The sequence below is a fragment of the Microbacterium sp. Soil_N32 genome, from assembly GCF_057655505.1.
The window spans coordinates 146,881-169,820 of the sequence record NZ_JBDGME010000016.1; the positions used below are offsets into that span (position 1 = coordinate 146,881).

The 22,940-nt window shown below is 70.8% G+C and carries 27 protein-coding genes; 12 read left to right on the forward strand and 15 right to left on the reverse strand.

The features are described 5' to 3' along the window. The first annotated feature begins 87 nt into the window (after positions 1–87). The gene (locus AC3A3J_RS04835; RefSeq protein ID WP_487671193.1) at positions 88–504 is read left to right on the forward strand and encodes a hypothetical protein; all 417 of its coding nucleotides are present in this window, start codon (positions 88–90) and stop codon (positions 502–504) included. A 30-nt stretch (positions 505–534) separates the two neighbouring features. Here AC3A3J_RS04835 and AC3A3J_RS04840 read toward each other — a convergent pair whose 3' ends face one another. Together AC3A3J_RS04840 and AC3A3J_RS04845 are read right to left on the reverse strand one after the other, a co-directional pair. Continuing rightward, on the reverse strand, positions 535–2,244 hold the full coding sequence (locus AC3A3J_RS04840; protein WP_487671194.1) for an AMP-binding protein: 1,710 nt from the start codon (positions 2,242–2,244) through the stop codon (positions 535–537). Between the two features lie 139 nt (positions 2,245–2,383). Next, on the reverse strand, positions 2,384–2,860 hold the full coding sequence (locus tag AC3A3J_RS04845) for an Lrp/AsnC family transcriptional regulator (protein ID WP_487671195.1): 477 nt from the start codon (positions 2,858–2,860) through the stop codon (positions 2,384–2,386). Between the two features lie 112 nt (positions 2,861–2,972). On the opposite strand from AC3A3J_RS04845, the gene AC3A3J_RS04850 reads away from it, so the two are divergent. Then, positions 2,973–4,202, forward strand: a complete 1,230-nt coding sequence (locus AC3A3J_RS04850) for a trans-sulfuration enzyme family protein (RefSeq protein ID WP_487671196.1) — start codon at positions 2,973–2,975, stop codon at positions 4,200–4,202. Positions 4,203–4,229: 27 nt separating this feature from the next. Here AC3A3J_RS04850 and AC3A3J_RS04855 read toward each other — a convergent pair whose 3' ends face one another. The 4 genes from AC3A3J_RS04855 to AC3A3J_RS04870 all read right to left on the reverse strand — a co-directional run bounded on the left by AC3A3J_RS04855 (position 4,230) and on the right by AC3A3J_RS04870 (position 6,441). Continuing rightward, entirely contained in the window at positions 4,230–4,697 is a 468-nt protein-coding gene (locus AC3A3J_RS04855) for an acyl-CoA thioesterase (protein WP_487671197.1), read from the reverse strand. A gap of 63 nt (positions 4,698–4,760) precedes the next feature. Continuing rightward, positions 4,761–5,249 carry a MarR family winged helix-turn-helix transcriptional regulator gene (locus AC3A3J_RS04860; protein WP_487671287.1) on the reverse strand — a complete coding sequence of 163 codons (489 nt, stop codon included), beginning with the start codon at positions 5,247–5,249 and terminating at the stop codon, positions 4,761–4,763. 2 nt (positions 5,250–5,251) lie between these two features. Further along, positions 5,252–5,911, reverse strand: a complete 660-nt coding sequence (locus AC3A3J_RS04865; protein WP_487671198.1) for a GTP cyclohydrolase II — start codon at positions 5,909–5,911, stop codon at positions 5,252–5,254. 77 nt (positions 5,912–5,988) lie between these two features. After that, positions 5,989–6,441 carry a GNAT family N-acetyltransferase gene (locus tag AC3A3J_RS04870; RefSeq protein WP_487671199.1) on the reverse strand — a complete coding sequence of 151 codons (453 nt, stop codon included), beginning with the start codon at positions 6,439–6,441 and terminating at the stop codon, positions 5,989–5,991. Positions 6,442–6,599: 158 nt separating this feature from the next. On the opposite strand from AC3A3J_RS04870, the gene AC3A3J_RS04875 reads away from it, so the two are divergent. Genes AC3A3J_RS04875 through AC3A3J_RS04885 form a run of 3 tightly spaced genes read left to right on the forward strand, consistent with a single transcriptional unit; the run spans position 6,600 to position 9,065 of the window. After that, positions 6,600–7,226, forward strand: coding sequence for an acyl-CoA synthetase (locus AC3A3J_RS04875; protein ID WP_487671200.1), 627 nt, complete (start codon positions 6,600–6,602; stop codon positions 7,224–7,226). After that, entirely contained in the window at positions 7,223–7,597 is a 375-nt protein-coding gene (locus AC3A3J_RS04880; RefSeq protein ID WP_487671201.1) for a hypothetical protein, read from the forward strand. Before AC3A3J_RS04875 ends, AC3A3J_RS04880 begins: the two co-directional genes overlap by 4 nt. Positions 7,598–7,625: 28 nt before the next feature. Continuing rightward, the gene (locus AC3A3J_RS04885; RefSeq protein ID WP_487671202.1) at positions 7,626–9,065 is read left to right on the forward strand and encodes an MFS transporter; all 1,440 of its coding nucleotides are present in this window, start codon (positions 7,626–7,628) and stop codon (positions 9,063–9,065) included. Between the two features lie 82 nt (positions 9,066–9,147). On the opposite strand, the gene purB is transcribed toward AC3A3J_RS04885, so the two are convergent. Both purB and AC3A3J_RS04895 read right to left on the reverse strand, forming a co-directional pair. Then, a complete protein-coding gene (purB, locus tag AC3A3J_RS04890; protein ID WP_487671288.1) occupies positions 9,148–10,530 on the reverse strand; it encodes an adenylosuccinate lyase in 1,383 nt (460 codons plus the stop codon). 23 nt (positions 10,531–10,553) lie between these two features. After that, positions 10,554–11,003 (reverse strand): low molecular weight protein-tyrosine-phosphatase, encoded by a 450-nt coding sequence (locus tag AC3A3J_RS04895; protein WP_487671289.1) that lies wholly within the window; start codon positions 11,001–11,003, stop codon positions 10,554–10,556. Positions 11,004–11,216: 213 nt separating this feature from the next. On the opposite strand from AC3A3J_RS04895, the gene AC3A3J_RS04900 reads away from it, so the two are divergent. Both AC3A3J_RS04900 and AC3A3J_RS04905 read left to right on the forward strand, forming a co-directional pair. Then, positions 11,217–11,489 carry a hypothetical protein gene (locus AC3A3J_RS04900; protein ID WP_487671203.1) on the forward strand — a complete coding sequence of 91 codons (273 nt, stop codon included), beginning with the start codon at positions 11,217–11,219 and terminating at the stop codon, positions 11,487–11,489. Beyond that, positions 11,486–12,841, forward strand: a complete 1,356-nt coding sequence (locus AC3A3J_RS04905; protein ID WP_487671204.1) for a hypothetical protein — start codon at positions 11,486–11,488, stop codon at positions 12,839–12,841. Before AC3A3J_RS04900 ends, AC3A3J_RS04905 begins: the two co-directional genes overlap by 4 nt. Positions 12,842–12,933: 92 nt before the next feature. Here AC3A3J_RS04905 and AC3A3J_RS04910 read toward each other — a convergent pair whose 3' ends face one another. The 3 genes from AC3A3J_RS04910 to AC3A3J_RS04920 all read right to left on the reverse strand — a co-directional run bounded on the left by AC3A3J_RS04910 (position 12,934) and on the right by AC3A3J_RS04920 (position 13,991). Next, positions 12,934–13,338, reverse strand: a complete 405-nt coding sequence (locus tag AC3A3J_RS04910; RefSeq protein WP_487671205.1) for a phage holin family protein — start codon at positions 13,336–13,338, stop codon at positions 12,934–12,936. Between the two features lie 75 nt (positions 13,339–13,413). Continuing rightward, on the reverse strand, positions 13,414–13,788 hold the full coding sequence (locus AC3A3J_RS04915) for a type II toxin-antitoxin system death-on-curing family toxin (RefSeq protein ID WP_487671206.1): 375 nt from the start codon (positions 13,786–13,788) through the stop codon (positions 13,414–13,416). Continuing rightward, positions 13,785–13,991 (reverse strand): ribbon-helix-helix protein, CopG family, encoded by a 207-nt coding sequence (locus AC3A3J_RS04920; RefSeq protein WP_487671207.1) that lies wholly within the window; start codon positions 13,989–13,991, stop codon positions 13,785–13,787. The genes AC3A3J_RS04915 and AC3A3J_RS04920 overlap by 4 nt, the downstream gene beginning before the upstream one ends. Positions 13,992–14,101: 110 nt before the next feature. Here AC3A3J_RS04920 and AC3A3J_RS04925 point away from each other — a divergent pair, with 110 nt between their 5' ends. The 4 genes from AC3A3J_RS04925 to AC3A3J_RS04940 are packed head-to-tail and all read left to right on the forward strand — an operon-like array spanning position 14,102 to position 18,690. Next, entirely contained in the window at positions 14,102–15,184 is a 1,083-nt protein-coding gene (locus tag AC3A3J_RS04925) for a histidinol-phosphate transaminase (RefSeq protein WP_487671208.1), read from the forward strand. A gap of 27 nt (positions 15,185–15,211) precedes the next feature. Then, the gene (locus AC3A3J_RS04930; protein WP_487671209.1) at positions 15,212–16,339 is read left to right on the forward strand and encodes a thiamine pyrophosphate-dependent dehydrogenase E1 component subunit alpha; all 1,128 of its coding nucleotides are present in this window, start codon (positions 15,212–15,214) and stop codon (positions 16,337–16,339) included. Next, positions 16,294–17,316 carry an alpha-ketoacid dehydrogenase subunit beta gene (locus tag AC3A3J_RS04935; protein ID WP_487671210.1) on the forward strand — a complete coding sequence of 341 codons (1,023 nt, stop codon included), beginning with the start codon at positions 16,294–16,296 and terminating at the stop codon, positions 17,314–17,316. The genes AC3A3J_RS04930 and AC3A3J_RS04935 overlap by 46 nt, the downstream gene beginning before the upstream one ends. Positions 17,317–17,337: 21 nt before the next feature. Continuing rightward, positions 17,338–18,690, forward strand: coding sequence for a dihydrolipoamide acetyltransferase family protein (locus tag AC3A3J_RS04940; protein WP_487671211.1), 1,353 nt, complete (start codon positions 17,338–17,340; stop codon positions 18,688–18,690). A gap of 49 nt (positions 18,691–18,739) precedes the next feature. Here the strand turns inward: AC3A3J_RS04940 and AC3A3J_RS04945 are convergent, their stop codons facing one another. The 3 genes from AC3A3J_RS04945 to AC3A3J_RS04955 all read right to left on the reverse strand — a co-directional run bounded on the left by AC3A3J_RS04945 (position 18,740) and on the right by AC3A3J_RS04955 (position 20,562). Beyond that, on the reverse strand, positions 18,740–19,033 hold the full coding sequence (locus AC3A3J_RS04945) for a MerR family DNA-binding transcriptional regulator (RefSeq protein ID WP_487671212.1): 294 nt from the start codon (positions 19,031–19,033) through the stop codon (positions 18,740–18,742). A gap of 11 nt (positions 19,034–19,044) precedes the next feature. Beyond that, positions 19,045–19,950, reverse strand: coding sequence for a DUF2268 domain-containing putative Zn-dependent protease (locus AC3A3J_RS04950; protein ID WP_487671213.1), 906 nt, complete (start codon positions 19,948–19,950; stop codon positions 19,045–19,047). A gap of 75 nt (positions 19,951–20,025) precedes the next feature. Then, positions 20,026–20,562: a 2'-5' RNA ligase family protein gene (locus tag AC3A3J_RS04955; RefSeq protein ID WP_487671214.1), complete on the reverse strand. Its 537-nt coding sequence runs from the start codon at positions 20,560–20,562 to the stop codon at positions 20,026–20,028. Positions 20,563–20,608: 46 nt separating this feature from the next. Between AC3A3J_RS04955 and AC3A3J_RS04960 the strand changes: the two genes are divergently transcribed. Continuing rightward, positions 20,609–21,646 carry a dipeptidase gene (locus AC3A3J_RS04960; RefSeq protein ID WP_487671215.1) on the forward strand — a complete coding sequence of 346 codons (1,038 nt, stop codon included), beginning with the start codon at positions 20,609–20,611 and terminating at the stop codon, positions 21,644–21,646. A gap of 44 nt (positions 21,647–21,690) precedes the next feature. Here the strand turns inward: AC3A3J_RS04960 and AC3A3J_RS04965 are convergent, their stop codons facing one another. After that, positions 21,691–22,911 (reverse strand): ROK family protein, encoded by a 1,221-nt coding sequence (locus AC3A3J_RS04965; protein ID WP_487671216.1) that lies wholly within the window; start codon positions 22,909–22,911, stop codon positions 21,691–21,693. Positions 22,912–22,940: the final 29 nt, after the last annotated feature.

Below are 22,940 nucleotides of genomic sequence, written 5' to 3' on the forward strand. Positions count from 1 at the left end.
ACAGTGATCATGCGTGAGACGGATGGGCATCCGCGTACGCTTTTCTACTGTCGAGAGTGCGGAGATTCCGCAGACCGGGGGGTCATCATGACGACAGCAGCAGTGGCGCGGGATCTCGCGGGATTCCTGGTTCCGATCGGGGTGGCGGGAGCGGCGATCGCCGTGATCTGCGCGGTGATCGCGGGGGTTGCGATCATGCGCGGTGCGGGGGGCTTGAGCGGGGGAGCCGTGGGGGTGTGGATCCCGGCGGCGCTGCTCAGTTCGACCCCGGCGTTCACGAACCAGTGGATGCCGTTGACGATCGCCGGCGCGGCGCTCGCCGCGTCGCTCGTGATCGGTGGCGTCGTGCGGGCGATCGTCGCGGTGGCCGCGGGACCGCGCGCGACGGCGCGGAAGGCCGCGCAGGCGGCGAACGCCGTCGAACCCGCCCCCGCGACGACCACCGTCGTGGTGCCGGCGCGGCCGGGGCGCGCGGTCACCGGCACCATCGCCGTCGTGCGCTGACGCCGGGGTCGGGCCGGGGCGGCTCCGCGGTCAGCGGTGGTCGCGCTCCCAGTGCTGCCCGGACTCGTCGCCCGCCTCGACCCGTGCCGCCTCGCGCGCTCGCAGCTCGACGCGGCGGATCTTGCCCGAGATGCTCTTCGGCAGCTCCGGCACGAACTCCAGCACCCGCACCCACAGGTGCGACGACAGGCGCTCGTTCGCGTGGGCGAAGATCGACCGCGCGGTGGCGGAATCGCCGTCGCCCGCATCGGCGCGCAGGCACACGTACGCCTTGGGCACCGCGAGCCGCGTGGGGTCGGGGCTGGGCACCACGGCCGCTTCGACGACGAGATCCTGCTCGAGCAGCACCGACTCGAGCTCGAAGGGGGAGATCTTGTAGTCGGATGCCTTGAACACGTCGTCGGCCCGCCCGATATAGGTGAGGTACCCCTCGTCGTCGCGCGTGGCGATGTCGCCGGTGTGGTGGTAGCCGCCGACGCGGGACTCCGCGGTCTTCTCGGGGTCGTCGTAGTACCCGGCCATGAGGCCGAGCGGCGGCTGCGAGAGGTCGAGAGCGATCTCGCCCTCGCTCTCGGTCACCGCGCCGGTCGCCGGGTCGAGCAGCACCACGGGGTAGCCCGGCAGCGCGCGTCCCATCGAGCCGACCTTGACCGGCTGGCCGGGGGAGTTGCCCACGCAGCACGTCATCTCGGTCTGGCCGAACCCGTCGCGGATCGTGCCGCCCCACGCGTCGCGCACACGGTCGATGACCTCGGGGTTCAGCGGCTCACCGGCACCCACGAGTTCGCGCGGAGGGTGGCTGAGGCGACCGAGGTCGGCTTGGATGAGCATCCGCCACACCGTCGGCGGTGCGCAGAACGTGCTCACGTGGTGCGTCTCCATGACGTCCATCAGCGTGTTCGCGTCGAAGCGGTCGTAGGTGTACACGAACACGGTCGCCTCGGCGAGGAACGGCGCGTAGAAGCTCGACCACGCGTGCTTCGCCCAGCCCGGCGACGAGATGTTGAGATGCACGTCGTCGGGCTGCACGCCCAGCCACCACATGGTCGAGAGGTGCCCGATCGGGTACGACACGTGCGTGTGCTGCACGAGCTTCGGCCGATTCGTGGTGCCCGAGGTGAAGTAGAGCAGAGCGGTGTCGGTCGCCGGGGTCGGAGCATCCGGCTCGAAAGCCGCGGGCGCCCCGGTCGCGTCGTCGAAAGGCACCCAGTCGGCGGGAACGCCGTCGCCCACCCCGATGCGCAGGATGTCCGCGTCGATGCCCGCGAGCCGGTCGGCGAGAGCGCCGACCGTGACCACGGCCCGCGCGCGACCGTGCGTGATGCGATACTCCAGATCGGATGCCGAGAGCAGGGTCGAGGTCGGAATGGAGACGGCGCCGATCTTGGTGATGGCGAGCATCGTCTCCCACAGCTCGATGGTGTTGCCGAGCATCACGATGACGTGGTCGCCGCGGCGGATGCCGAGGCAGGTGAGCCAGGCGGCGACCTGGTCGGAGCGGCGCGCCAGCTCGCCGTAGGTCCACGACCGCATCGACAGGTCGGCGTCGACGATCTGCACCGCCGGCCGGTCGGGGTTCTCCCCGGCGATGACGTCGAACCATTCGAGGGCGAAGTTGAACTCCTCGACCTCGGGCCAGACGAATCCGGCGCGCGCGGCGTCGTAGTCGGTGGCGTGCGCGAACAGGAAGTCGCGCATCTCGCGGATGGCATGCGTGGCGGCGGTGGCACTGCGGGTCATGCCCTCCATCTTCGCGCAGCCTCCGTGCGTCGGGCATCCGTTCCCGTCGCGCGAGTGGTTCTTCTCGGGCGTCAGAGCGACCGTTCGTGCGACCGGAGCGAACTCAGGCGACCGTTCGCGCGACGGGAACGGGGGTGAGTCAGCGCGCGAGCAGGCCGGCGCCGTCGCGCAGCTCGAACACGAGCTGCGTCTCGGTGCCGCGCACGATCGGATGCGTGGTGATGTGCTCGAGCACGATGTCGCGCAGGGCCGTCGCGTCCTGCACGGCGACGTGCACGAGGAAGTCGTCGACCCCGGCCACGTGGAACACCTGCAGCACGCGCGGCAGCGCCGCCAGCGCATCGAACAGGGTCGTGACCTTCGGACCGGTGTGGTTCGCGAGACGCACCTTGATGATCGCCTGCAGGGGGAAGCCGACCGCGGCCTCGTCCAGGCGGATGCGCGTGTCGCGGATCACACCGCGCTCCCGCAACGCACGCACCCGGTGGGCGCACGTCGACTCCGCGAGATCGAGCCGGTGCGCGAGGGCCTTGTTCGTGATGTCGGCCTCGCGGGTCAGCACGGCGAGGATGCCGAGGTCGACCTCGTCGAGCGGCGACGGTTGTGCTTTGGGCAAGTCGGGTCCTCCTCCGCATGCAGTTGTTGCCGAGAATAGCGTTCCACCGGCGTTCGACGACGGATGCTGTCGATCAGCTGCCCTTGGGCCGCGTTCTCGGCAACATGGAGGGATGTCTGCAGCGTTGCATCCCGATACCGTCGCCGTGCACAGCGGCCGTTCCGATCTCGGCGAACTGGGCGTGCACGCTCTGCCGATCGACCTGTCGACGACGAACCCGCTGCCCGACGTCGAGCGCGGCGGCGACTCGTACGAGGCGATGGCCACGGGCGGGCGCCCGCCGGCCGACGGCAGCCTCGTCTACGCGCGGTTGTGGAACCCGACGGTCGCCCGGTTCGAAGAGGCGCTCGCCGAGCTCGAGCACGCCGAGGCATCGGTCGCCTTCGGCTCGGGCATGGCGGCGATGACCGCGGTGATCCTCGCCCACACGAACGCGGTCGGCAAGCGGCACGTGGTCGCGGTCCGCCCGCTCTACGGCGGCACCGACCACCTGCTCGGCTCGGGACTGCTGGGGGCCGAGGTCACGTACTGCGGTCCGCGCGAGGTGGGCGCGAGCATCCGCCCCGACACGGGACTCGTGGTGCTCGAGACCCCGGCGAACCCGACGCTCGAGCTCACCGACATCGCCGACGTCGTCGCACAGGCGGGCGCGGTGCCGGTCGTCGTCGACAACACCTTCGCCACGCCGCTCCTGCAGAACCCGCTCGACCACGGCGCCGCGCTGTCGCTGCACAGCGCCACGAAGTACCTCGGCGGGCACGGTGACGTGATCGCCGGAGTCGTGGCGTGCAGCGAACAGACCGCCGAGGCGCTGCGTCGGGTGCGAGCCGTGACCGGCGGGCTGCTGCATCCGCTCGGCGCCTATCTGCTGCACCGCGGTCTCGCGACGCTGCCGGTGCGACTGAAGCGCCAGCAGGAGAGCGCGCGCCGCATCGTCTCGTGGCTGCTCGACCGCCCCGAGGTCGCCGAGGTGTTCTACCCCGGGCTCGACGGTGACCCGCAGGGCTTGCTCGATCGGCAGATGCGCGGCACCGGAGCGATGGTGGCCGTGCGGATGCGCGGAGGGTATGCCGCCGCATCCGCCGTCGCCTCGGCCACCCGCCTGTTCACGCACGCGGTCTCGCTCGGCGGGGTCGACTCGCTCGTCCAGCATCCGGCCGCGTTGACGCACCGCCCCGTTCCGGCGGAGTCCCGCCCGGCCGCCGACATCCTGCGCCTGTCGATCGGACTGGAGGCGGCGGACGACCTGATCGCCGACCTCGCGGCGGCGTTCGGCGCGGCATCGATCTCCGACCGGGTCGCCCCGCTCCACGACGCCCGCACGGGGGCCGGCCGATCGTGAGGGGGCGGCCCGGTCGGAGCCGGCGGTTCAGATCTTCGGCAGGGTGACCGTTCCGGTCGCGATGCTCTGCGTGGGCATGCGGTCGCGGTTGTAGGTGATGTCGGTGTAGCCGTGCGGCGTCGGGTTGCCGTCGTCGTCGAGGCTCACGAACACGATCTTCTCGATCGTGAGGATGCGCTTGCGCGTGATCATGTTGCGCGCGATCGCCCGCATCGTCAGCGAGGTGCGCCCGAAGTGCGTCGCGGTGAGGCCGATCTCGATGAGGTCGCCCTGCACGGCCGACGCCTCGAAGTTGATCTCGGAGATGAGTTTCGTCACGGCCCGGTAGTTGCCGAGCTGCACGATCGCGTAGATCGCAGCCTCCTCGTCGATCCACTTGAGCAGACTGCCCCCGAACAGCGAGCCGTTCGCGTTGAGGTCTTCGGGGCGCACCCACTTGCGCGTGCGGAAGGTGATGCCGTCTTCCGACCAGGGGTTCTCTTCGTGCTTCGCCATGCCTCCAGCCTAGGAACCCCGTGAGTCGCGGAGGTTACGCGGCGGTCGCAGACCGCCGCACGGTCACAGGGCCGCCGTCACCCCGGGGAGGAGTTTGGAGAGGATGCCGGAGAGCTGCGCGCGTTCCTCGGCGGTGAGCGGATCGAGCACCAGCTCGCGGATCTGCTCGACGTGCACCGGGGCAGCCGACCGCAGCACCTCGCGGCCGGCGGGGGTGAGCGTCGCCGAGAGCGTGCGCTTGTCGCGGTTGCACGAGGTGCGCTCCACCCAGCCGCGTTCCTCGAGCGAGTCGAGCGCGTGGCTGAGGCGCGAGCGGCTGAGTCCGGCGATGCGGGCGAGCTCGGTCATCGTCGTCGCCCCGCCGTCGACCTGCCCCGCGAGCATGATGAGGATCGCGTAGCGGGCGTGGTTGAGGCCGACCTCGTCCTTCAATGCGCGGTCGAGCACCTGCGGCAGCAGCTGCACGAAGCGGATGACCGGCAGCCAGGCCTGCATCTCGTCGTCGTCGAGGCGTCGGGGATGCCTGTCTGCCGCGTCATCGCCCGAGGTCATGCTCACGCCGCCGAGAGGTCGATGGTGTGCGCGGTGTGGTCGCGCTTCGCCTCGAGATACCGGGCGTTGGCCGGCGAGAGGTGCACCCCGGTCGGTACGTGCTCGGTCACGCGGATGCCGAGCCGACCGAGCTGGCTCGCCTTGTCGGGGTTGTTGCTCAGCAGGCGGATGCTGTCGGCGCCGACCGCCGCGAGCATCTGCGCCGCGACGGTGTAGTCGCGTTCGTCTTCACCGCGGCCGAGAGCGACGTTCGCCTCGTAGGTGTCGAGACCTGCATCCTGCAGCGCGTAGGCGTCGAGCTTGGCGTAGAGGCCGATGCCGCGGCCCTCCTGGCGCAGATACAAGAGGAAGCCGCCCGCGTCGGCGATGCGCTCGACGGCTTCGCGCAGCTGCGGGCCGCAGTCGCAGCGCTGCGATCCGAAGACGTCGCCGGTCAGGCACTCGCTGTGCGGGCGCACGAGCGGTGCCGCGCCTCCCTCTGCGGCGCGCTCCAGGGCGCCGCGCCAGTCTCCGAGGCCGAGGAGCAGGTGCTCTCGCCCGTCGACGAGACCGTCGAAGGTGATCACGTCGGCGGTGGTGGCGTACCCGTCGGCGAACTCCATCGGCACGCGCACCCGGGTGCGCTCGGTGGCGACGGGGGCGGCCGTTGAACTTTCAATCATGTGGGGTGCAACGCCGTCTTCCCGGTTCTATTCCCATGAATCGGAAAGGAGGCGGCTGAATCGGAAAGGCGGCCGGGTCAGCCGGCGGGGCGGAGCATCGGGACGTGGGGGATCCCGTCTTCGGCGTATCGCGGGCCGCTGACGACGAACCCGAACTGCGCGTACCACTCGGCGAGATGCTCCTGGGCGTCGAGCGCGATCTCCGCCTGCGGCCACCGCGACTCGATCCGCTCCACCGCCCCGCGCATCAGCTCGGCGCCCAGGCCGCGTCCGCGGGCCGACGATGACGTCGCGACCCGACCGATGCGGGCCTTGCCGGTCCCCTCGTCGCGCAGCACGCGCGCCGTCGCGAGCACGTCGCCGTCCTCCTCGACCCACAGCAGCTCGGCGTCGGATTCGAGGTCGCGGCCGTCGAGCTCGGGGTAGGCCGCCCGCTGCTCGACGACGAACACGGCGACCCGCAGCCACAGCAGCCGGTAGAGCGTCTCGGCGGGGATGTCGCGGAGGGGCGCGACCTGAAGGGAGTGCATGGTCGGGGGCTGCTTTCGGTCGAGGAGCGCGCCGCCGTCACGGAGGCGCCGATCCATTCTCGCCCGCGGGCCGCCGCGGCGGACGCCGCAGAGCCGGTCCGGCCCCTCGCCGCCCCCGCGTAGACTGGGAGCACAACCCCGGAGGTCCCAGGATCGTCATGTCTGCCCCAGCCCGCACCTTCAGCGTGCGCCACGTGCAGCTGCTGCGCGCCGTCTTCGCGGCGACCGCGGCGTTGATGATCACCTTCTCCGCCGATCACTCGGCGGCCGTGGGCCTGTCGGTGTTCAGCGGCTTCGCGCTCGTCAGTGGCTTCGTGCTGCTGCTCTCGGTCTGGCTCGTGTTCCCCGCGGGATCGCGCTGGCCCGCCGTGGTGCTCGGCATTTTCGGCGTCGCCGCCGGCATGGCGAGCGGCATCCCGGCGTGGCGCACCGAGGACTACTTCTTCGTGCTCGTCTCGGCCTGGGCGGCAATCACCGGCGTCGTCGAGCTGCTCGCCGGAATCCGCGCCCGCCGCGCCGGTGATCCCACCGCGCGGGACGCGATCACGGTCGGTGCCTTCGGCATCCTCCTCGCGGTCCTGCTGCTCGCGATCCCCGCCGGGTTCACCCACGAGTACACGATCACCGATGCGGGCACCTACGAACTCACCGGCATCATCCTCGGTGTGGGCATGTTCGGCGGCTATGCGGCGCTCGTCGCCGTGTTCCTCGGCATCGCCGGGCTCACGCCGCGCAAGACGGATGCGGTGGCCCCCGCGGCGGCCGAGACGGAGGAGGCGCGATGACCGACGAGAAGCCGAGCCGGCGCGACATCCTGCGACCGCTGCACCTGCTGGGGATCGCCCTCGCCTGCGGCGTGTTCGCGATGATCGTGACCCTGGTGACCACCGGGGCGTTCACGCTCCGCGTCAACACCGCGATCGCGAACGGCTCGTACGAGGGTCTGACGCCCTTCGCGCTCGGCCTCGTCGTCGGCGGCGGCGCGTTCATCGTCACGCTGCTCGGGCTCGCGATGCTCATGCTCGCGGTCGACCCCGCCGAGGTGACCAAGACCGTCGACCGCCCGGTGCTGTACGACCCGGAGCCCGAGAAGCCGGCGGACGCCCCGGCATCCGACCGCGCCGACGACGCGCGCGGCGAGAACCGCGCGGAATAGTGCCGGGCGCGACGGGCTTGATCCTCTCGTGAGCACTCCCGTCGACCGCGCATCCATCGGACTCCGATCAGCGAGGGGGCCCGTCCTCGGCGCCCTCATGCTGTCGACCGGACTCATCGCGATCGACGCGACCATCCTCGCGACCGCCGTGCCGAGCATCGTCGACGATCTCGGCAGCTATCAGCAGTTCCCGTGGCTGTTCTCGGTCTACCTGCTCGCACAGGCCGTGAGCGTGCCGATCTATTCGCGGCTCGCCGACACGATCGGACGCAAGCCCATCATCCTGCTCGGGATCGCGCTGTTCCTGCTCGGATCCATCCTCTGCGGCTTCGCCTGGAGCATGCCGGCGCTCATCGCATTCCGCGTGGTGCAGGGCCTGGGCGCGGGAGCCGTCGCACCGATGTCGATGACCATCGTGGGCGACATCTACACCGTCGCCGAACGCGCCAAGGTGCAGGGGTACATCGCGAGCGTCTGGGCGATCTCATCGGTCGTCGGACCGGCGCTCGGCGGCCTGTTCGCGCAGCTCGACGCCTGGCGGTGGATCTTCTTCGTGAACATCCCGCTGTGCCTCGTCGCGGGATGGATGCTGCTGCGTGCCTACACCGAGAAGAAGCAGTCGGCCCGCCACAGCATCGACTACCTCGGCGCGGTGCTGCTGACGATCGGCCTGACCGGGGTCATCCTCGGGATGCTCGAGGGCGGGAACGCGTGGGCCTGGCTCTCGGTGCCGAGCGCCCTCTGCTTCGGCATCGGCGCCCTGTCGCTCGCGGCCTTCGCGGTGGTCGAGCGGCGGGCATCCGAGCCGATCGTCGACCTGCGGCTCGCCGCTCGACCGCTGATCCTCACCACCACGATCGTGTCGCTGGGCATCGGCGCGCTGATGACCGGGGTGACCAGCTTCGCTCCCGCGTACCTCGAGGGGTCGATCGGCATCCCGCCCCTGCTCGCCGGGCTCGCGGTCGCGGCCCTCACCCTCGGCTGGCCGGTGTCGGCTGCCAACGCCGGACGCCTCTACCTGCGCATCGGATTCCGGCGCACCGCGCTGATCGGCATGGGCATCACGTCGCTCGCCGCGATCGCCCTCGCGATCACGGGCAGCTGGCCCAACCCGTACACGATCGCGCTGATCGCCTTCGTATTCGGGTTCGGCCTGGGGTGGAGCGCCGCGCCGACGCTCATCGCGGCGCAGGCCTCCGTCGGCTGGGGCGAACGGGGCGCCGTCACGGGCATGAACGCCTTCGCCCGCTCCGCCGGGAGCGCCGTGGGCGTCGCGATCTTCGGCGCCATCTCGAACGCCGTGATCGCCCAGGGACGCGGACCCGACGACCCCGCCACCATCGTCTCGGCGTCGACCTGGGTGTTCGTGGCCGCCGCGATCACCGCGGTGCTCACGCTGGTCGCCGCGGCGTTCATGCCCCGCGACCGCGTCGACGCGCACTCCGGCGAGCCGGGCACCCTGTCCTGAGGCGTGGCCGGGGCCTGCGCGGCTCCGAACGCGAAAACGCACCCCCGCGCGGTGCGGGGGTGCGTTTCTCGGGGCTCGGGGGTCAGCGCGCGAGGCGCTCGGCGATACCCGTGTAGGTCGCGGGCGTCAGGGCCAGCAGGCGCTGCTTCGCGGCGTCGCCGATCTCGAGCCCTTCGACGAACTCCGCCAGCTCGGCGCCGCCCACGCGGTGACCGCGGGTGAGTTCCTTGAGCAGCGCGTACGGGTCGGTGATCGACGAGCGACCGGCGACGACCTCGGCGCGGATGACGGTCTGGATGGCCTCGGCGAGCACCTCCCAGTTGCCGTCGAGGTCGGCGAGCAGCACGTCGCGCGACAGCGAGATCTCGTTGAGCCCCCGGCGCAGGTTGTCGAGCGCGAGCAGCGAGTGCCCGAACGCAACGCCGATGTTGCGCTGCGTGGTCGAGTCGGTGAGGTCGCGCTGCAGACGGCTGGTGACGAGCGTCTGCGAGAGCGAGCCCAGCAGTGCCGCCGAGAGCTCGAGGTTGGCCTCGGCGTTCTCGAACCGGATGGGGTTGATCTTGTGCGGCATGGTCGACGACCCGGTCGCACCGGCGACGGGGATCTGCGCGAAGTAGCCGAGCGAGATGTACGTCCAGATGTCGGTGGCGAGGTTGTGCAGGATGCCGCCGGCGTGACGCACGCGGTCGTACAGCTCGACCTGCCAGTCGTGCGACTCGATCTGCGTGGTGAGGATGTTGAATCCGAGACCCAGGCCCTCCACGTATTCGCGGGCGATGGTGGGCCAGTCGGCGTCGGGGTCGGCCGACAGGTGCGCCGACCACGTGCCGGTCGCGCCCGAGAACTTGGCGAGGTAGTCCGATGCCGCGATCTGCGCGCGCACCCGCTCCAGACGCCACGCGAACACGGCGATCTCCTTGCCCATGGTCGACGGCGTGGCCGGCTGCCCGTGGGTGCGCGAGAGCATGGGGGCGTCGGCGTGCTCGACCGCGAGCTCGCGGAGCTTCGCGATGACGGCATCCAGCGCGGGCAGCCACACGCCTTCGACGGCGCGCTTGACGGTGAGGGCGTACGAGACCGAGTTGATGTCCTCGCTGGTGCAGGCGAAGTGGGTGAGCTCGGCGATCGCGTCGAGGCCGAGCGCCGACAACCGGTCGCGCACGAGGTACTCGACGGCCTTCACGTCGTGACGGGTCACGGCCTCCTTCTCGGCGAGCCAGTCGATCTCGGTCTGGCCGAAGTCGCGGTAGAGGGCGCGCAGGCGGTCCTTGTCGTCGGCCGACAGCGGAGAGGTCTCGAACAGCGAGCGGTCGGTCAGGGCGATCAGCCACTCGACCTCCACCTCGACCCTGGCCCGGTTGAGGCCCGACTCCGAGAGGAAGTCGGCGAGACCGGCGACGGCGGCGCGGTAGCGGCCGTCGAGCGGGCTGAGCGGCTGCGGGGGGAGCGAAGGCTGGGAAGTCAGGGGAATCCTCCTGATCGGGCCCCTCAGGGGCGCGGCGTGCGGGGCTGGCGCAGAGCGGGTTCGAGCTGACGGAACAGGCCGCGCGTCGCCGTCTCGATCATACCGAGCACCGAATCGAACATCTCGGGCCCGGCGTAGTACGGGTCGGGCACGTCGAGGGTCGTGGCGGCGGCGTCGAAGCCCAGCAGCAGCGTGACCTTGCCCTCCTCGTCCTCGTCGCGCGCCCACTCCCGCAGGATGCGCTCATGGGTGCGGTCGAGGGCGACGACGAGGTCGTTCTCGGCGAAGGACGCGGTGGTGAACTGTCGTGCGCGATGCAGCGAGCCGTCGTACCCCCGGCGGGCGAGGGCGTCGATGGTGCGGTGGTCCGCCTGTTCGCCGAGGTGCCAGTCGCCCGTGCCGGCGCTGCGCGAGACGATGTGGGAGCCCAGGCCCTGATGCTGGGCGAGATCGCGGAAGACGATCTCGGCCATCGGGGAACGGCAGATGTTCCCCGTGCACACGAAGATCACGCGAAAGGGATCCCGGGATGTCACCTCCCCATTGTGCCGGTCGTGGGCGCCCGCGCACAGTTCGGACCTCGCCCACGCCGCACCCGCCCTGCACCGAACCCGATCGGTGGGATCAGCCCACAGCGCGCGTCTTCCCGACCGCGCCGACCTTCTCCCGGCACGGATGCTTGCCGTATGACCTTCGCGATCACCTCACTCACTCCCGACACCTGGACCCCTGACGACGCCGAAAGGTGGGCGCAGACGGGCGTCTACCTTCGCGGCGCGCTGTTCCCCGCCGAGACGGCGACCGCGGTGCTCACGCCGCTCCCCGCCGAGACGCAGTGGTCGTCGGACGGCCTTCGCGCCCTGCACGAGGCGCTGCTCGACTTCCGTGAGCGGGCGGCGTCGGTTCTGTCGGCGCTGCGCGAGCGCGTGCACGAGTGGGAGACCGAGGCGCCGGCATGAGCGACGGCGTCGATGTGCACTACGGGGGCGCGATCGCCGTCGATACCGAGGTGCTGCGCGACATCGGAACGCGGATGCTCTCGGCCGCCGCGTCGATGAGGGATACCGAGGGGAATGTCGTGGCGGCGCATCTCGAACTGACCCTCTCCATACCCGGGCGCGAGTGGGTCGGGTACTCGGCGCTCGCCGCCGACGCGACGGCGCTGCGCACGCTGGCCGGCGATATCGAGGCGGACGCGGCCGCCGTGCTGCTGATGTCCGACGCGTACGAGGTCGTCGAGCTGCATGCGCAGGCCCGGGCCCTCGAAGCGAGCGATGCGGCCGCCGCGGCCGACCTGCGTGCGCGTGCGGATGCGCTCGCCGCCTCGGATCCGCAGATCCAGCCCCTCGTCGACCGGCTGCGTCTGGAGTGGGTCGTCGGCCGTTTCGAGGGTCTCGACCGGCAGGTCGATCCGTCCGCGGGCGGATGGGGGTCGGTGTTCGGCTCGATCGGCGGCAGTGCGGCCTTGATCGGCGCCGGCGTCATCGCGCGGGGGACGCGCTTGTCCGGCTCCGCCGATCCCGTGCTGGTCACCCCGGTACGGACGACGACCCCCGCGGGCCCGCCGACGTCGCTGCCCGATGCGCTCCGCCGGTTCCCCAGTGCGGCGGGAGCGCAGGTGAAGGTCGAGACCTATGCGATGAGCGACGGCACGCATCGGCACGTCGCCTACATCAAGGGCACGCAGTCGCTCGCGGCCGGCGGATCGAACCCGTGGGACATGAAGTCGAACGTCGAGCTGTACTCCGGGCGCAGATCGGCGTCGTATCAGTCGACCCTCGATGCGCTGAAGCTCGCCGGGGCGAAGCCGGGCGAGAGGGTAGACGTCGTCGGGTACTCGCAGGGCGGCGCAATCGCGTCGTACTTCGCGATGGACGGCACCTACGACGTCGGGGTGCAGATCACCGCGGGCAGCCCGCTCGAGCCCACGCTCAGCGATTCCCAGACCCTCGTGCAGCTGCGCCACACCGACGACGTCGTGTCGTCGCTCGCCGCCGGCGGGTCGCCCGGCGGCACCGGGTCGCCCGACAGTGTCACGGTGGAACGGGTCGCCGATCCGACTCCCGGTTTGCACGACCTGCTGCTCGAGCCGCATCGCATCGAGAACTACATCGAGACCGCCGAGATGTTCGAGGCGTCGGGCGACCGGCGAGCGCACGGCCTCGACCCGCTCTGGGCCGAGCTCTCCGAGGCCGAGTCGGTGACCTCGGTCGAGTACCACGCCGAGCGCATCATGCCTGAGCAGACCCTGGCGCCGGGACTCGAGCCAGACGGTGGCGACCCGGGTGGACGGGGACGCGATGTCTACTGAGGCGCGGCACAGAGCGACGCGCACCAGGCGCACCAGGCGCACCAGGCGCACCAGGCGCAGCAGGCGGAGCAGCCGGCGCCACTCGCCGCGCGTCAGTCGCGGCGCGGGCGCTTGCGCTGCGGACGCAGGATGAAGCCGAAGACGCCGTTGATGATCGAGATGAGCAGAGCCGCGACGACACCCCACCAGAAGTGCTCGACGCGCAGGCCCCACCCGAAGCCGCTGGTGATCGCGGCGGTCAGCCACAGCAGGAAGCCGTTGATGACGAAACCGATGAGGCCGAGGGTGAGGATGTACAGCGGGAACGCCACGATCTTCACCACCGTGCCGATGATGGTGTTCACGAGCGCGAAGATCGCCGCGACGGCGAGCAGCGTGAGCACGAGCTGCAGATCGCCTCCGGGCGGGAACGCGATCACGCTCACCTGCAGCACGGGGATCAGCGTGACGACCCACAGGGCGAACGCGTTGACGACGACTCGGATGATGAAGCGCATGATGCGCTCATCCTCCCACGCGCGTCGCCGCTTGTCAGGGGGACGCCGCCGGTCGACGGTCGGGTCGCGGGCAACCTACGGCGTCAGAGGGATGCGATGCGCTCGAATGCGCTGCTCGGCCTCGTCGAGATCGACGGAGCCCTCCGCGATGCCGATGACGAGACCGAAAGCATCGTCGGTCGAGAAGTCATGCTTCCACCCGTTGATCCAGAGGAAGGCGACCATCGTCGTCCACGCCGTCCTCTTATTGCCGTCGAAGAGCGGGTGGTTCTTGCAGAGGGATTCCAGCATCGCGGCGGCTTTGCGATCGATCGTGGGGTACGCGTCCTCCCCGAACAAGGAAGCGGCAGGACGCGCGAGCGCCGACGAGAGGAGACCGGCATCACGGACATGGAAACCGAAGCGTTCGACGATCCTCAAGCCGTCTTCGAGCGTGAGGAATTCGGTCATGCGTCTTCAAGCCGCTGAAGCAGGTCGCGGTCGTTGTCGAGAACGAAATCGACGGCGGCATCGACCTGAGCCGCGCGAGAGGAGTCGCGTGCGAATCGAGATGCGGCCTCGATGATGACCGCATGCTTCGAGACATGTCGCGAGCGAGCGATTTCTTCGAGCTGCTCGTCAAGCTCTTTGGGGAGTCGAACCGTCATAGCCATACCACAATGGTACCAACGACCCTTGGAGCCCACCAGGGTGCGGGGCTCTTCTCCAGCGGCGGTCCCGCGACCCACCGCGTCCCGCCGCCGACGATCGTAGACTCGTGCTCGTGACCGACCACATCCTCCCGCGCATCCGTCCCGCCATCGCCGCGCTCGCGCCGTACCGGCAGGGCAAGCAGGCGGGGCCCGACGCGTTCAAGCTGTCGAGCAACGAGAACCCGTTCGACCCGCTGCCGTCGGTGGTCGAGGCGATGCAGCGCATCACGCCGATCAACCGCTATCCCGATGCCACCGCGCTGCGTCTGCGCGAGCGTCTCGGCGCGCGCTACGGCGTCACCCCCGATCAGGTCCACGTGGCGGCCGGCAGCGTGTCGATCCTGCACCAGCTCGTGCTCGCCACGGCATCCGTCGACGACGAGGTGATCTACGCGTGGCGCTCGTTCGAGGCGTACCCCAGCCTGCCGCTCGTCGCGGGGGCCACCGGCGTGCCGGTGCCGCTCGCCGAGGGTGCTCGTCACGACCTCGACGCCATGGCGGATGCCGTGACCGACCACACCCGCGCCATCCTCGTCTGCACCCCGAACAACCCCACCGGACCGGTCATCACCAGCGCCGAGTTCGCGGCGTTCGTCGCACGCGTCCCGGCCGACGTGCTCATCATCCTCGACGAGGCGTACGCCGAGTTCGTCACCGCGCCCGACGCCGTCGACGGCCTCGCCGAGCGCATCTTCGAGCAGCACCCGAACGTGGTCGTGCTCCGCACGTTCTCGAAGGCCTACGGGCTCGCCGGTCTGCGCGTGGGCTACGCCATCGGTCACGAGAAGGTGCTCGATGCGGCCCGCACCACCGGCATCCCGCTGTCGGTCACGTCGGCGGCCGAGAACGCGGCGATCGCCAGCCTCGACGCCGAGCCCGAGCTGCTCGAGCGCGTCGCCGAGATCGTCGAGCGCCGCACGCGCCTCGCCGACGGACTGCGCGCCCAGGGCTGGGAGGTGCCCGATGCGCAGGGCAACTTCGTGTGGCTCCCGGCCGGTGCGCGCACCGAAGAGGTCGCCGCCGCGTTCGTGGCCGGCGACATCGTCGTGCGGCCTTTCCCGGGCGACGGCATCCGCATATCCGTGGGCGAGCATGAGTCGGTGGACAAGGTCCTACAGGTCGCGGAATCCGTTGTGCGCACCCTCCAGCCCTAGGCGGAGTTCCTCGGATAGCGTGGAACGGTGAGCTCGCCAGAGAACGAAATCGTCCGCGTCCTGGAGGCGGACGGCCGATTCGCGCCCAGTCCCGCCGCCGAGCGATACCTGCCGCTGATCGAGGCGATCGGCGACGCCGAGCTCGAGCAGTTCTACCGCGACATGGTCGGCATCCGCGCCATCGACACCCAGGCCACCAACCTGCAGCGGCAGGGACAGCTGGCCCTCTGGCCGCCGAGCCGCGGGCAGGAGGCCGCGCAGGTCGGCTCGGCCCGCGCCGCCCGCGCGCAGGACACCATCTTCCCGTCGTACCGCGAGCACGTCGTGACCCGCATCCGCGGCGTCGACCCGCTCGACATCATCACGCTCATGCGGGGCGTCTCGCACGGCGGCTGGGACCCGACCGACCCCAAGAACGGCAACACCCGTCTCTACACGCTCGTGCTCGGCTCGCAGACGCTGCACGCCGCGGGCTACGCGATGGGCCTGTCGTTCGACGGGCGCTCCGGCACGGGCGACGTCGAGCGCGACGAGGCCGTCATCGTCTACTACGGCGACGGGGCGTCGAGCCAGGGCGACGTGCACGAGGCGATGGTCTTCGCCGCGAGCTACCAGGCGCCGACGGTCTTCTTCCTGCAGAACAACCACTGGGCGATCTCGGTGCCGGTGACGACCCAGTCGCGCGTGCCGCTCGTGCAGCGCAGCGCCGGCTACGGCATCCCGAGCGTGCGCATCGACGGCAACGACGTGCTCGCCAGCTACGCCGTCTCGCGCACCGCCCTCGACGAGGCGCGCACCGGCCAGGGGCCGCGCGCCATCGAGGCCGTCACCTACCGCCTCGGCGCGCACACCACGAGCGACGACCCCACGAAGTACCGCGGCAGCGACGAGGAGCAGTCGTGGGCGCAGCGCGACCCGATCGCCCGCATGCGCGCCTACCTCGAGAGCCGCGGCGCCGCGGCGTCGTTCTTCGACGAGGTCGACGCCGAGGCGGCGGACGCGGCCGAAGACCTCCGTGCCCGCACGGTCGAGCTCGGCCCGCCGCCCGTGAGCCGCATGTTCGACCACGTCTACAGCGAACCGCATCCGCTGATCGCCGAGCAGAAGGAATGGCTCGCGCGCTACGAGGCGTCGTTCGAAGGAGGAGCGCAGTGACCCTCGAGACGATGCCGTTCAGCAAGGCCTTGAACGCCGGTCTGCGCAAGGCGATGGAGGACGACGCCAAAGTCCTGCTCATGGGCGAGGACATCGGCAAGCTCGGCGGCGTCTTCCGCGTGACCGAGCACCTGCAGCGCGACTTCGGCGAGCAGCGCGTGCTCGACACCCCGCTCGCCGAGTCGGGCATCGTCGGCACCGCGATCGGTCTCGCGATGGCCGGTTTCCGTCCCGTGGTCGAGATCCAGTTCGACGGCTTCGTCTTCCCGGCGTTCGACCAGATCACCACACAGCTCGCGAAGCTCACCAACCGCCACGAGGGGTCGCTGAGCCTGCCGATCGTCATCCGCATCCCCTACGGCGGGCACATCGGCGCGGTCGAGCACCACCAGGAGAGCCCCGAGGCCTACTTTGCGCACACGCCGGGTCTGCGGGTCGTGTCGCCGTCGACCCCGAACGACGCCTATTGGATGATCCAGGAGGCCATCGCCTCGAACGACCCCGTGATCTTCATGGAGCCCAAGAGCCGCTACTGGCCCAAGGGCGAGGTCGAGCTCGATGCCTCCGCCGCCCCGCTACACGCGACCCGCGTCGTGCGCACCGGCACCGACGTCACCCTCGTCGGCCACGGCGCCATGGTGACGACGCTGCTGCAGGCCGCCGCGCTCGCCGAGTCGGAGGGCACGAGCTGCGAGGTCGTCGACCTGCGCTCGCTGTCGCCGATCGACTACGAGCCGATCCTCGGGTCGGTGCGCAAGACCGGCCGCATGGTCTACGCACAGGAGGCCCAGGGCTTCGTCAGCATCGGCAGCGAGGTCGCCGCGACCGTCATGGAGCGCGCGTTCTACGCGCTCGAGGCGCCGGTGCTGCGGGTCTCGGGCTTCGACACGCCGTTCCCGCCCGCCAAGCTCGAAGGCCAGTACCTGCCGGATGCCGATCGCATCCTGGAAGCCGTCGACCGTTCCCTCGCCTACTGACACGTTCCGGAAGGATCGCAGATGAGCACGCAGAACTTCACCCTCCCCGACGTCGGGGAGGGCCTGACCGAAGCCGAGATCGTCACCTGGAAGGTCGCTCCGGGTGACACCGTCGCGATCAACGACGTCATCTGCGAGATCGAGACGGCGAAGTCGCTCGTCGAGCTGCCGTCGCCGCACGCAGGCACGGTCGCCGAGCTGCTCGTCGCCGAGGGCGCGACGGTCGAGGTCGGCACCCCGATCATCACGTTCGTGTCGGATGCCCGTGACGACGCCGGTCCCGGCAAGGTCGTCACCGCCGAGGCCCCCGCGCCCGAGGAGGGCGGAGGGTCGGTGCTCGTCGGCTACGGCAGCGGCGGCGGGGCGACCTCGCGGCGCAAGCGCCCGGCCGAGCGTCCGGTGCGCTCGTCGGTGGGCGTCATCGCCAAGCCCCCGATCCGCAAGCTCGCCCGCGATCTCGGCGTCGACCTCACCGCGGTCACCCCAACGGGGGCCGACGGCGAGGTGACCCGGGACGACGTGATGAAGCAGGCGTCGCAGGCGAGCGTCTTCCGCAACATCGAGACGCCCGACTGGGGTGCCGTGCGCGAGGAGACCGTGCCCGCACCGCAGACCGCGCCGGTCGGCCTCGCCCGCGGAGTCGCGCCGGTGCAGGCATCCGCCTCCGACGCCGAGCGCACCGAGTCGATCCCCGTCAAGGGCGTGCGCAAGGCGACCTCGTCGGCGATGGTGCAGAGCGCCTACTCCGCCCCGCACGTCACCGTCTGGAAAGACGTCGACGCCACCCGCACGATGGAGCTCGTGAAGCGCCTCAAGGCCGCACCCGAGTACGCCGACATCAAGGTGTCGCCGCTGCTGATCGTCGCGCGCGCCGTGATCTGGGCCGCCCGTCGCACCCCGATGATCAACGCCGCGTGGGTCGAGACCGAGAACGGCCCCGAGATCGCCGTGCGCCACTACGTCAACCTCGGCATCGCGGCCGCCACGCCGCGCGGCCTGCTCGTGCCGAACATCAAGGACGCGCAGGACCTCGGCATGAAGGACCTCGCCCGCGCCCTCAACCGCCTGACCCTCACGGCCCGCGACGGCAAGACGACGCCGGCCGACCAGCAGGGCGGCACCTTCACGATCACCAACATCGGCGTGTTCGGGATGGATGCGGGCACCCCGATCATCAACCCGGGTCAGGCCGGCATCCTCGCGATGGGCACGATCAGTCAGAAGCCGTGGGTCGTCGACGGCGAGGTGCGTCCCCGCTGGGTGACGACGGTCGCCGGCTCGTTCGACCACCGCGTGGTCGACGGCGACGCGATGAGCCGCTTCATCGCGGATGTGGCCTCGGTGCTCGAGGAGCCCGCGCTGCTCGTCGACTGATATGAGACGTCGCTGAAGGTGCTTTTTCTTCATACGAAGTTGAACCAACTCAGCGAAGTCGATCCAAAACGACATAGTTGATCCCGGTGTTTGCAGGGATGCCGGGTTGGGCGGCTGTGAGATGGAACGTAAGGGACCTCGAGCAATTCCGGCGATGCTCTCGTCTGGGTGGCCGGACGGGCCATCCTCCAGCCCCGCGGGTGGAGCTGCTCGCTGATTCGCTGTAGCGGTACCCGTTCGCACCGACGCGATCGGGCGGCAGCAGTCCGATGCGGTCGTAGTGGCGCAGGGTACGACCGCTGATCCCCGCACGGTCGGCCAGCTCGGAGACGGTCCACTCCATGCGATCTCCGTTCAGTCGGCGGACGGGGCGAGCCCCAGGCGGGCCAGGGCGACGGACAGGATCTCGGCGGCCGGCGTATGCACGGACTCCGCCGCCGTGCGTCCGGTCTCCTCACGGTACGCCTCGACGAGGCGCGCACCCGCCGCGTAGCCCGCGCCGGTCGGGAGTCCGAGCGGGACGCCGCCGAACAGGCGCGCGGTGGCGTCGCCGAGCACCCAGGCGGCGAAATCCTGCATGCCCGTGACGTCGAGTCCGGTGGCGACCCTGGCGAGGACGCGGTCGTCGGCGCGCGTCTCGGGCGAGACGAAGTGCGTATAGCCCGCCGCGCCGTAGAGCTCGGCGGCGAACACGTCGGCGAGTCCCTCGGAGATCACGTGCTCGCCGACCGTGACCGTGGCGGGATCCCAGACGACGCCTCCGGGGGAGTACCGCACGTTGTGATGCAGCTCGTGCACGGCGATGGCTTCGAGCCGGTCGAGCACCCGGGCGGTCGGCCACAGGGTGAGGACGATGTATCCGCTGATCCCGCCGAACCCGGACAGCCCCTGCACCTCGTCGACGAAATGCACGTTGGCCGGGTCGCCCACGATCACGAGCACGGTCAGATCGGGAACGAGGATGCCGGGGTCGGCTCGCCGCAGAGCGTCGATGCCGGAGTGCAGCGCCGACGCGATGCGGCGCCACGCGTCGGCGCGGACGAGGGCATCGAGGCCCGCGCGCACGTCGGCCGAGGGATGCTCGACATCGAACCCGAAGCTCTGGCGGTGCGCATCGACGAGGTCGAGGCCGCCGGGGACGAAGTGGTACATGCCCGCCATCGGCGCCCACATCTCGCGGACGAGGTCGGGGCGCTCCGACGGGGCGGCATCGAGGATGCGGGCGGTCGCGGAAGCACTGTCGATCACGGTGACGGTCATGTCATCCGACGGTAGACATTGCCGTCGCGTCAAGGTCAACTCGTCGGCGGAGACGACCGCGTCGGATCGGCGACCTTACGGTCGGAAAGCGCCGATCATCGTCACGGTCGCGGTCGCCGGATCCCACCTCCGCACGCCCACGACCTCGGCGGCGATGTCCCCGCCGATGAGGTCGAGCGCCGCCTCGAGGTCGGCGAGGCGCAGGCGGCGAGCGAGGGTCACGTGCGGGGTCCATTCGCCCGGCGCGGTGTGCGGAGCATCCGCCCCCGGCCCTGCGGCACGATGCGCCGACGCATGGAGGGCGAGCAGCTCGGGGGTGGGCACGACACTGCGAGCGAGCACGCGGCGGTCGCCGGCGCCGAACAGCACGGGGGCCCCGAGCGTGAGGGGGATCGGCGCCGTTCGCGCGAAGGCGTCGGTATCGAGATCGCTGAGATCGACGCGCGCCAGCAGGGTGAGGTGCGGGCGGTTGGTGGGCGAGGTGTGCCGACCGAGGCTCGACATTCCACGGGCGGCGAGAGCCTCCCACTCGGCCCGCACCGCGGCCTCTGCGGCGGGGTCGAAGAGCAGCTCGATCGACGACGGCGACGGCCGCGGCTCGGGTTCTGGCACGGATCGATTATGTCGCCCGGCAGCGAGGTGCCTCTAGCCTCGACCTATGACGGATGCTGCGCGGGACGGACTCATCGACGGACACAACGATCTGCCGTGGGCGGCGCGGAACCTCGCCGCGTACTCGGTGGAGGGGCTCGATGCGCAGACGCCGGCGCCGTTCCAGACCGATCTGCCGCGCATGCGGCAGGGCGGGGTGCTCGGCCAGTTCTGGTCGGTCTACGCCGAAGACGAACCGGGTGTGGATGCCGTGCAGTACACGCTCGAACAGATCGACTACGTGTACCGGCTGGTGCGGCGCTACCCCGACCGGCTCGCGCTCGCGCGCACCGCGGCCGACGTCGAGCGCGCCGGAGCGGAGGGCCGGATCGCCAGTCTGCTCGGAGCGGAAGGCGGGCACAGCATCGGCGGATCCCTCGCGACGCTGCGGATGCTCGCCCGTCTCGGTGTGCGGTACATGACACTGACCCACAACAACAACACCCCGTGGGCCGACTCGGCCACCGACGAGCCGGAGCACGGCGGGCTGAGCGAGTTCGGTGAGGCGGTGGTGCGCGAGATGAACGCGCTCGGGATGCTCGTCGACCTGTCGCACGTCTCGGAGGCGACGATGGATGCCGCGCTGCGCGTGACCGACTCGCCCGTGATCTTCAGCCACTCGTCGTGCCGCGCGGTGACGGAGCATCCGCGGAACGTGCGGGATGCCGTGCTCGAACGCCTGCCCGACAACGGGGGCGTGGTCATGGTCTCGTTCGTGCCCGTGTTCGTGTCGCGGGATTGGGCCGACTGGTGGGAGGCGGGGCGAGACGGCGAGCCGCCGGCGGTGGGCATCGAGCATGTCGTGGCGCACTTCGAACATGCGCGGGCGGTCGCCGGCATCGACCACGTCGGGATCGGCAGCGACTTCGACGGGTTCCCCGACTTCCCGGAGGGGCTGGGAGATGTGACGGGGTTCCCGCGCCTGCGCGAGGCCCTGTCGGCGGCGGGCTGGTCGGACGCCGATCTCCGCAAGGTCTGGTCCGGCAACATCCTCCGGGTTCTCCGCGCGACCGACGACCGCTTCGTCGCCCAGTCCCGCGACTGACCCTGGCCGCGAGCGGGCCCCCACGCGGAAGGGGAGTGGGGGGTCTAGGCGGGCACGCTCAGGCGCTGTTCGGCGAGCAGCGGCACCGCGCGCTCGCGGGCGGCGCGCCGTGCGGTCGCGACCGCTCCGACCGACACGACCTCGGCGCCCAGCTCGGAGGCGACGATCGTCGGCGCGGGCAGGTGCAGCTCCTCGGGGAGGATGCGGCGGGCGGCGGCGAGCACGGGCTCGATGCTCTCGGCGACGGCGCCGCACACGATCACGCGAGCCGGGTCGTACATGCTGCCGAGCACGCCCACGATGCGCGCGACCACGGCTCCCACCCGGTCGGCGACGAGCACGGCATCCGCGTCGCCCGATGCGGCGAGGGTGAGGACCAGGCGCGGGTCGACGCGCTCGGTGTCGACGAGGCGGCCGAGCGCACCGTCGAGCGGCGCCTCGCCCGAGCCGACGAGCTCCCGCGCCGTGTCCTGCACGGCGTACGGCAGACCGACGGCCGATCCCACTCCCATGATGTGATCGAACACCACGCCCTCGCCGACGCCGCCGTGCGCCCCGTGCAGCACGTGCCCGTCGACGACGACACCGCCGCCGTAGCGCTCGCTGGCCAGCAGGGCCACGTAGTCGCGGCATCCGACCGCCGCGCCGACTGCACCCTCGGCGATCGCGGCGAGCTGGGCGTCGTTCTTGACCTGCACGACGGGGGCCCATGCGGCCAGCGCCTCGGCGAGCCCGGGGTTGGTGCGCTCCCAGAACCCGTCGGGGTGGGGAGGCGAGATGCCGTTGCGGTCGACCGGCGCGGCGACGCCCGCGCAGATGGCGAGCACGCGATCGCGCGGCACCCCCGATTCGTCGATGGCTGCGGCGAGGTGCTCGACGATGAGCGCCCGCCGGGCGGCGGCGGACTGCGTCTGGTCGACCTCGACACGATGGTGCACCAGGGTGCGGTCGAGCACGTCGGCGACGGTGAAGGCGACATGCGTGTCGCCCGCGTCGATGCCGACCACCACGCCGAGGTCGGGCGAGAGGGCGAAGCGGCGGGCCGGGCGCCCGGAGCGGTAGCTGCCGGCCACGCGGGCGTTGGGCAGCTCGCGCAGCACCTCGGCGCCCACGAGCGTGTCGATCGCATCGATCGCGGTCGAGCGCGTGAGCGATGTGCCGCCCATCACGTCGGTGGCGGTGAACTCGCCGGCGTTCCAGGCGAAGTCGAGCACGGCGCCGACGCTCGCGCGTCCGGTGCCGAGCCCGGTCGTGATGTCGGTCACTGCTCTTGCCTTCCTGCCGTCCGAATGAG

Bases quoted from the DNA above. Each gene is read 5' to 3' on its own strand.
- AC3A3J_RS04835 (WP_487671193.1), top strand. From the start codon at position 88: ATGACGACAGCAGCAGTGGCGCGGGATCTCGCGGGATTCCTGGTTCCG.
- AC3A3J_RS04840 (WP_487671194.1), bottom strand. From the start codon at position 2,244: ATGACCCGCAGTGCCACCGCCGCCACGCATGCCATCCGCGAGATGCGC.
- AC3A3J_RS04850 (WP_487671196.1), top strand. From the start codon at position 2,973: ATGTCTGCAGCGTTGCATCCCGATACCGTCGCCGTGCACAGCGGCCGT.
- AC3A3J_RS04855 (WP_487671197.1), bottom strand. From the start codon at position 4,697: ATGGCGAAGCACGAAGAGAACCCCTGGTCGGAAGACGGCATCACCTTC.
- AC3A3J_RS04860 (WP_487671287.1), bottom strand. From the start codon at position 5,249: ATGACCTCGGGCGATGACGCGGCAGACAGGCATCCCCGACGCCTCGAC.
- AC3A3J_RS04865 (WP_487671198.1), bottom strand. From the start codon at position 5,911: ATGATTGAAAGTTCAACGGCCGCCCCCGTCGCCACCGAGCGCACCCGG.
- AC3A3J_RS04870 (WP_487671199.1), bottom strand. From the start codon at position 6,441: ATGCACTCCCTTCAGGTCGCGCCCCTCCGCGACATCCCCGCCGAGACG.
- AC3A3J_RS04875 (WP_487671200.1), top strand. From the start codon at position 6,600: ATGTCTGCCCCAGCCCGCACCTTCAGCGTGCGCCACGTGCAGCTGCTG.
- AC3A3J_RS04880 (WP_487671201.1), top strand. From the start codon at position 7,223: ATGACCGACGAGAAGCCGAGCCGGCGCGACATCCTGCGACCGCTGCAC.
- AC3A3J_RS04895 (WP_487671289.1), bottom strand. From the start codon at position 11,003: ATGGCCGAGATCGTCTTCCGCGATCTCGCCCAGCATCAGGGCCTGGGC.
- AC3A3J_RS04900 (WP_487671203.1), top strand. From the start codon at position 11,217: ATGACCTTCGCGATCACCTCACTCACTCCCGACACCTGGACCCCTGAC.
- AC3A3J_RS04905 (WP_487671204.1), top strand. From the start codon at position 11,486: ATGAGCGACGGCGTCGATGTGCACTACGGGGGCGCGATCGCCGTCGAT.
- AC3A3J_RS04910 (WP_487671205.1), bottom strand. From the start codon at position 13,338: ATGCGCTTCATCATCCGAGTCGTCGTCAACGCGTTCGCCCTGTGGGTC.
- AC3A3J_RS04915 (WP_487671206.1), bottom strand. From the start codon at position 13,788: ATGACCGAATTCCTCACGCTCGAAGACGGCTTGAGGATCGTCGAACGC.
- AC3A3J_RS04920 (WP_487671207.1), bottom strand. From the start codon at position 13,991: ATGGCTATGACGGTTCGACTCCCCAAAGAGCTTGACGAGCAGCTCGAA.
- AC3A3J_RS04935 (WP_487671210.1), top strand. From the start codon at position 16,294: ATGGCTCGCGCGCTACGAGGCGTCGTTCGAAGGAGGAGCGCAGTGACC.
- AC3A3J_RS04940 (WP_487671211.1), top strand. From the start codon at position 17,338: ATGAGCACGCAGAACTTCACCCTCCCCGACGTCGGGGAGGGCCTGACC.
- AC3A3J_RS04945 (WP_487671212.1), bottom strand. From the start codon at position 19,033: ATGGAGTGGACCGTCTCCGAGCTGGCCGACCGTGCGGGGATCAGCGGT.
- AC3A3J_RS04950 (WP_487671213.1), bottom strand. From the start codon at position 19,950: ATGACCGTCACCGTGATCGACAGTGCTTCCGCGACCGCCCGCATCCTC.
- AC3A3J_RS04960 (WP_487671215.1), top strand. From the start codon at position 20,609: ATGACGGATGCTGCGCGGGACGGACTCATCGACGGACACAACGATCTG.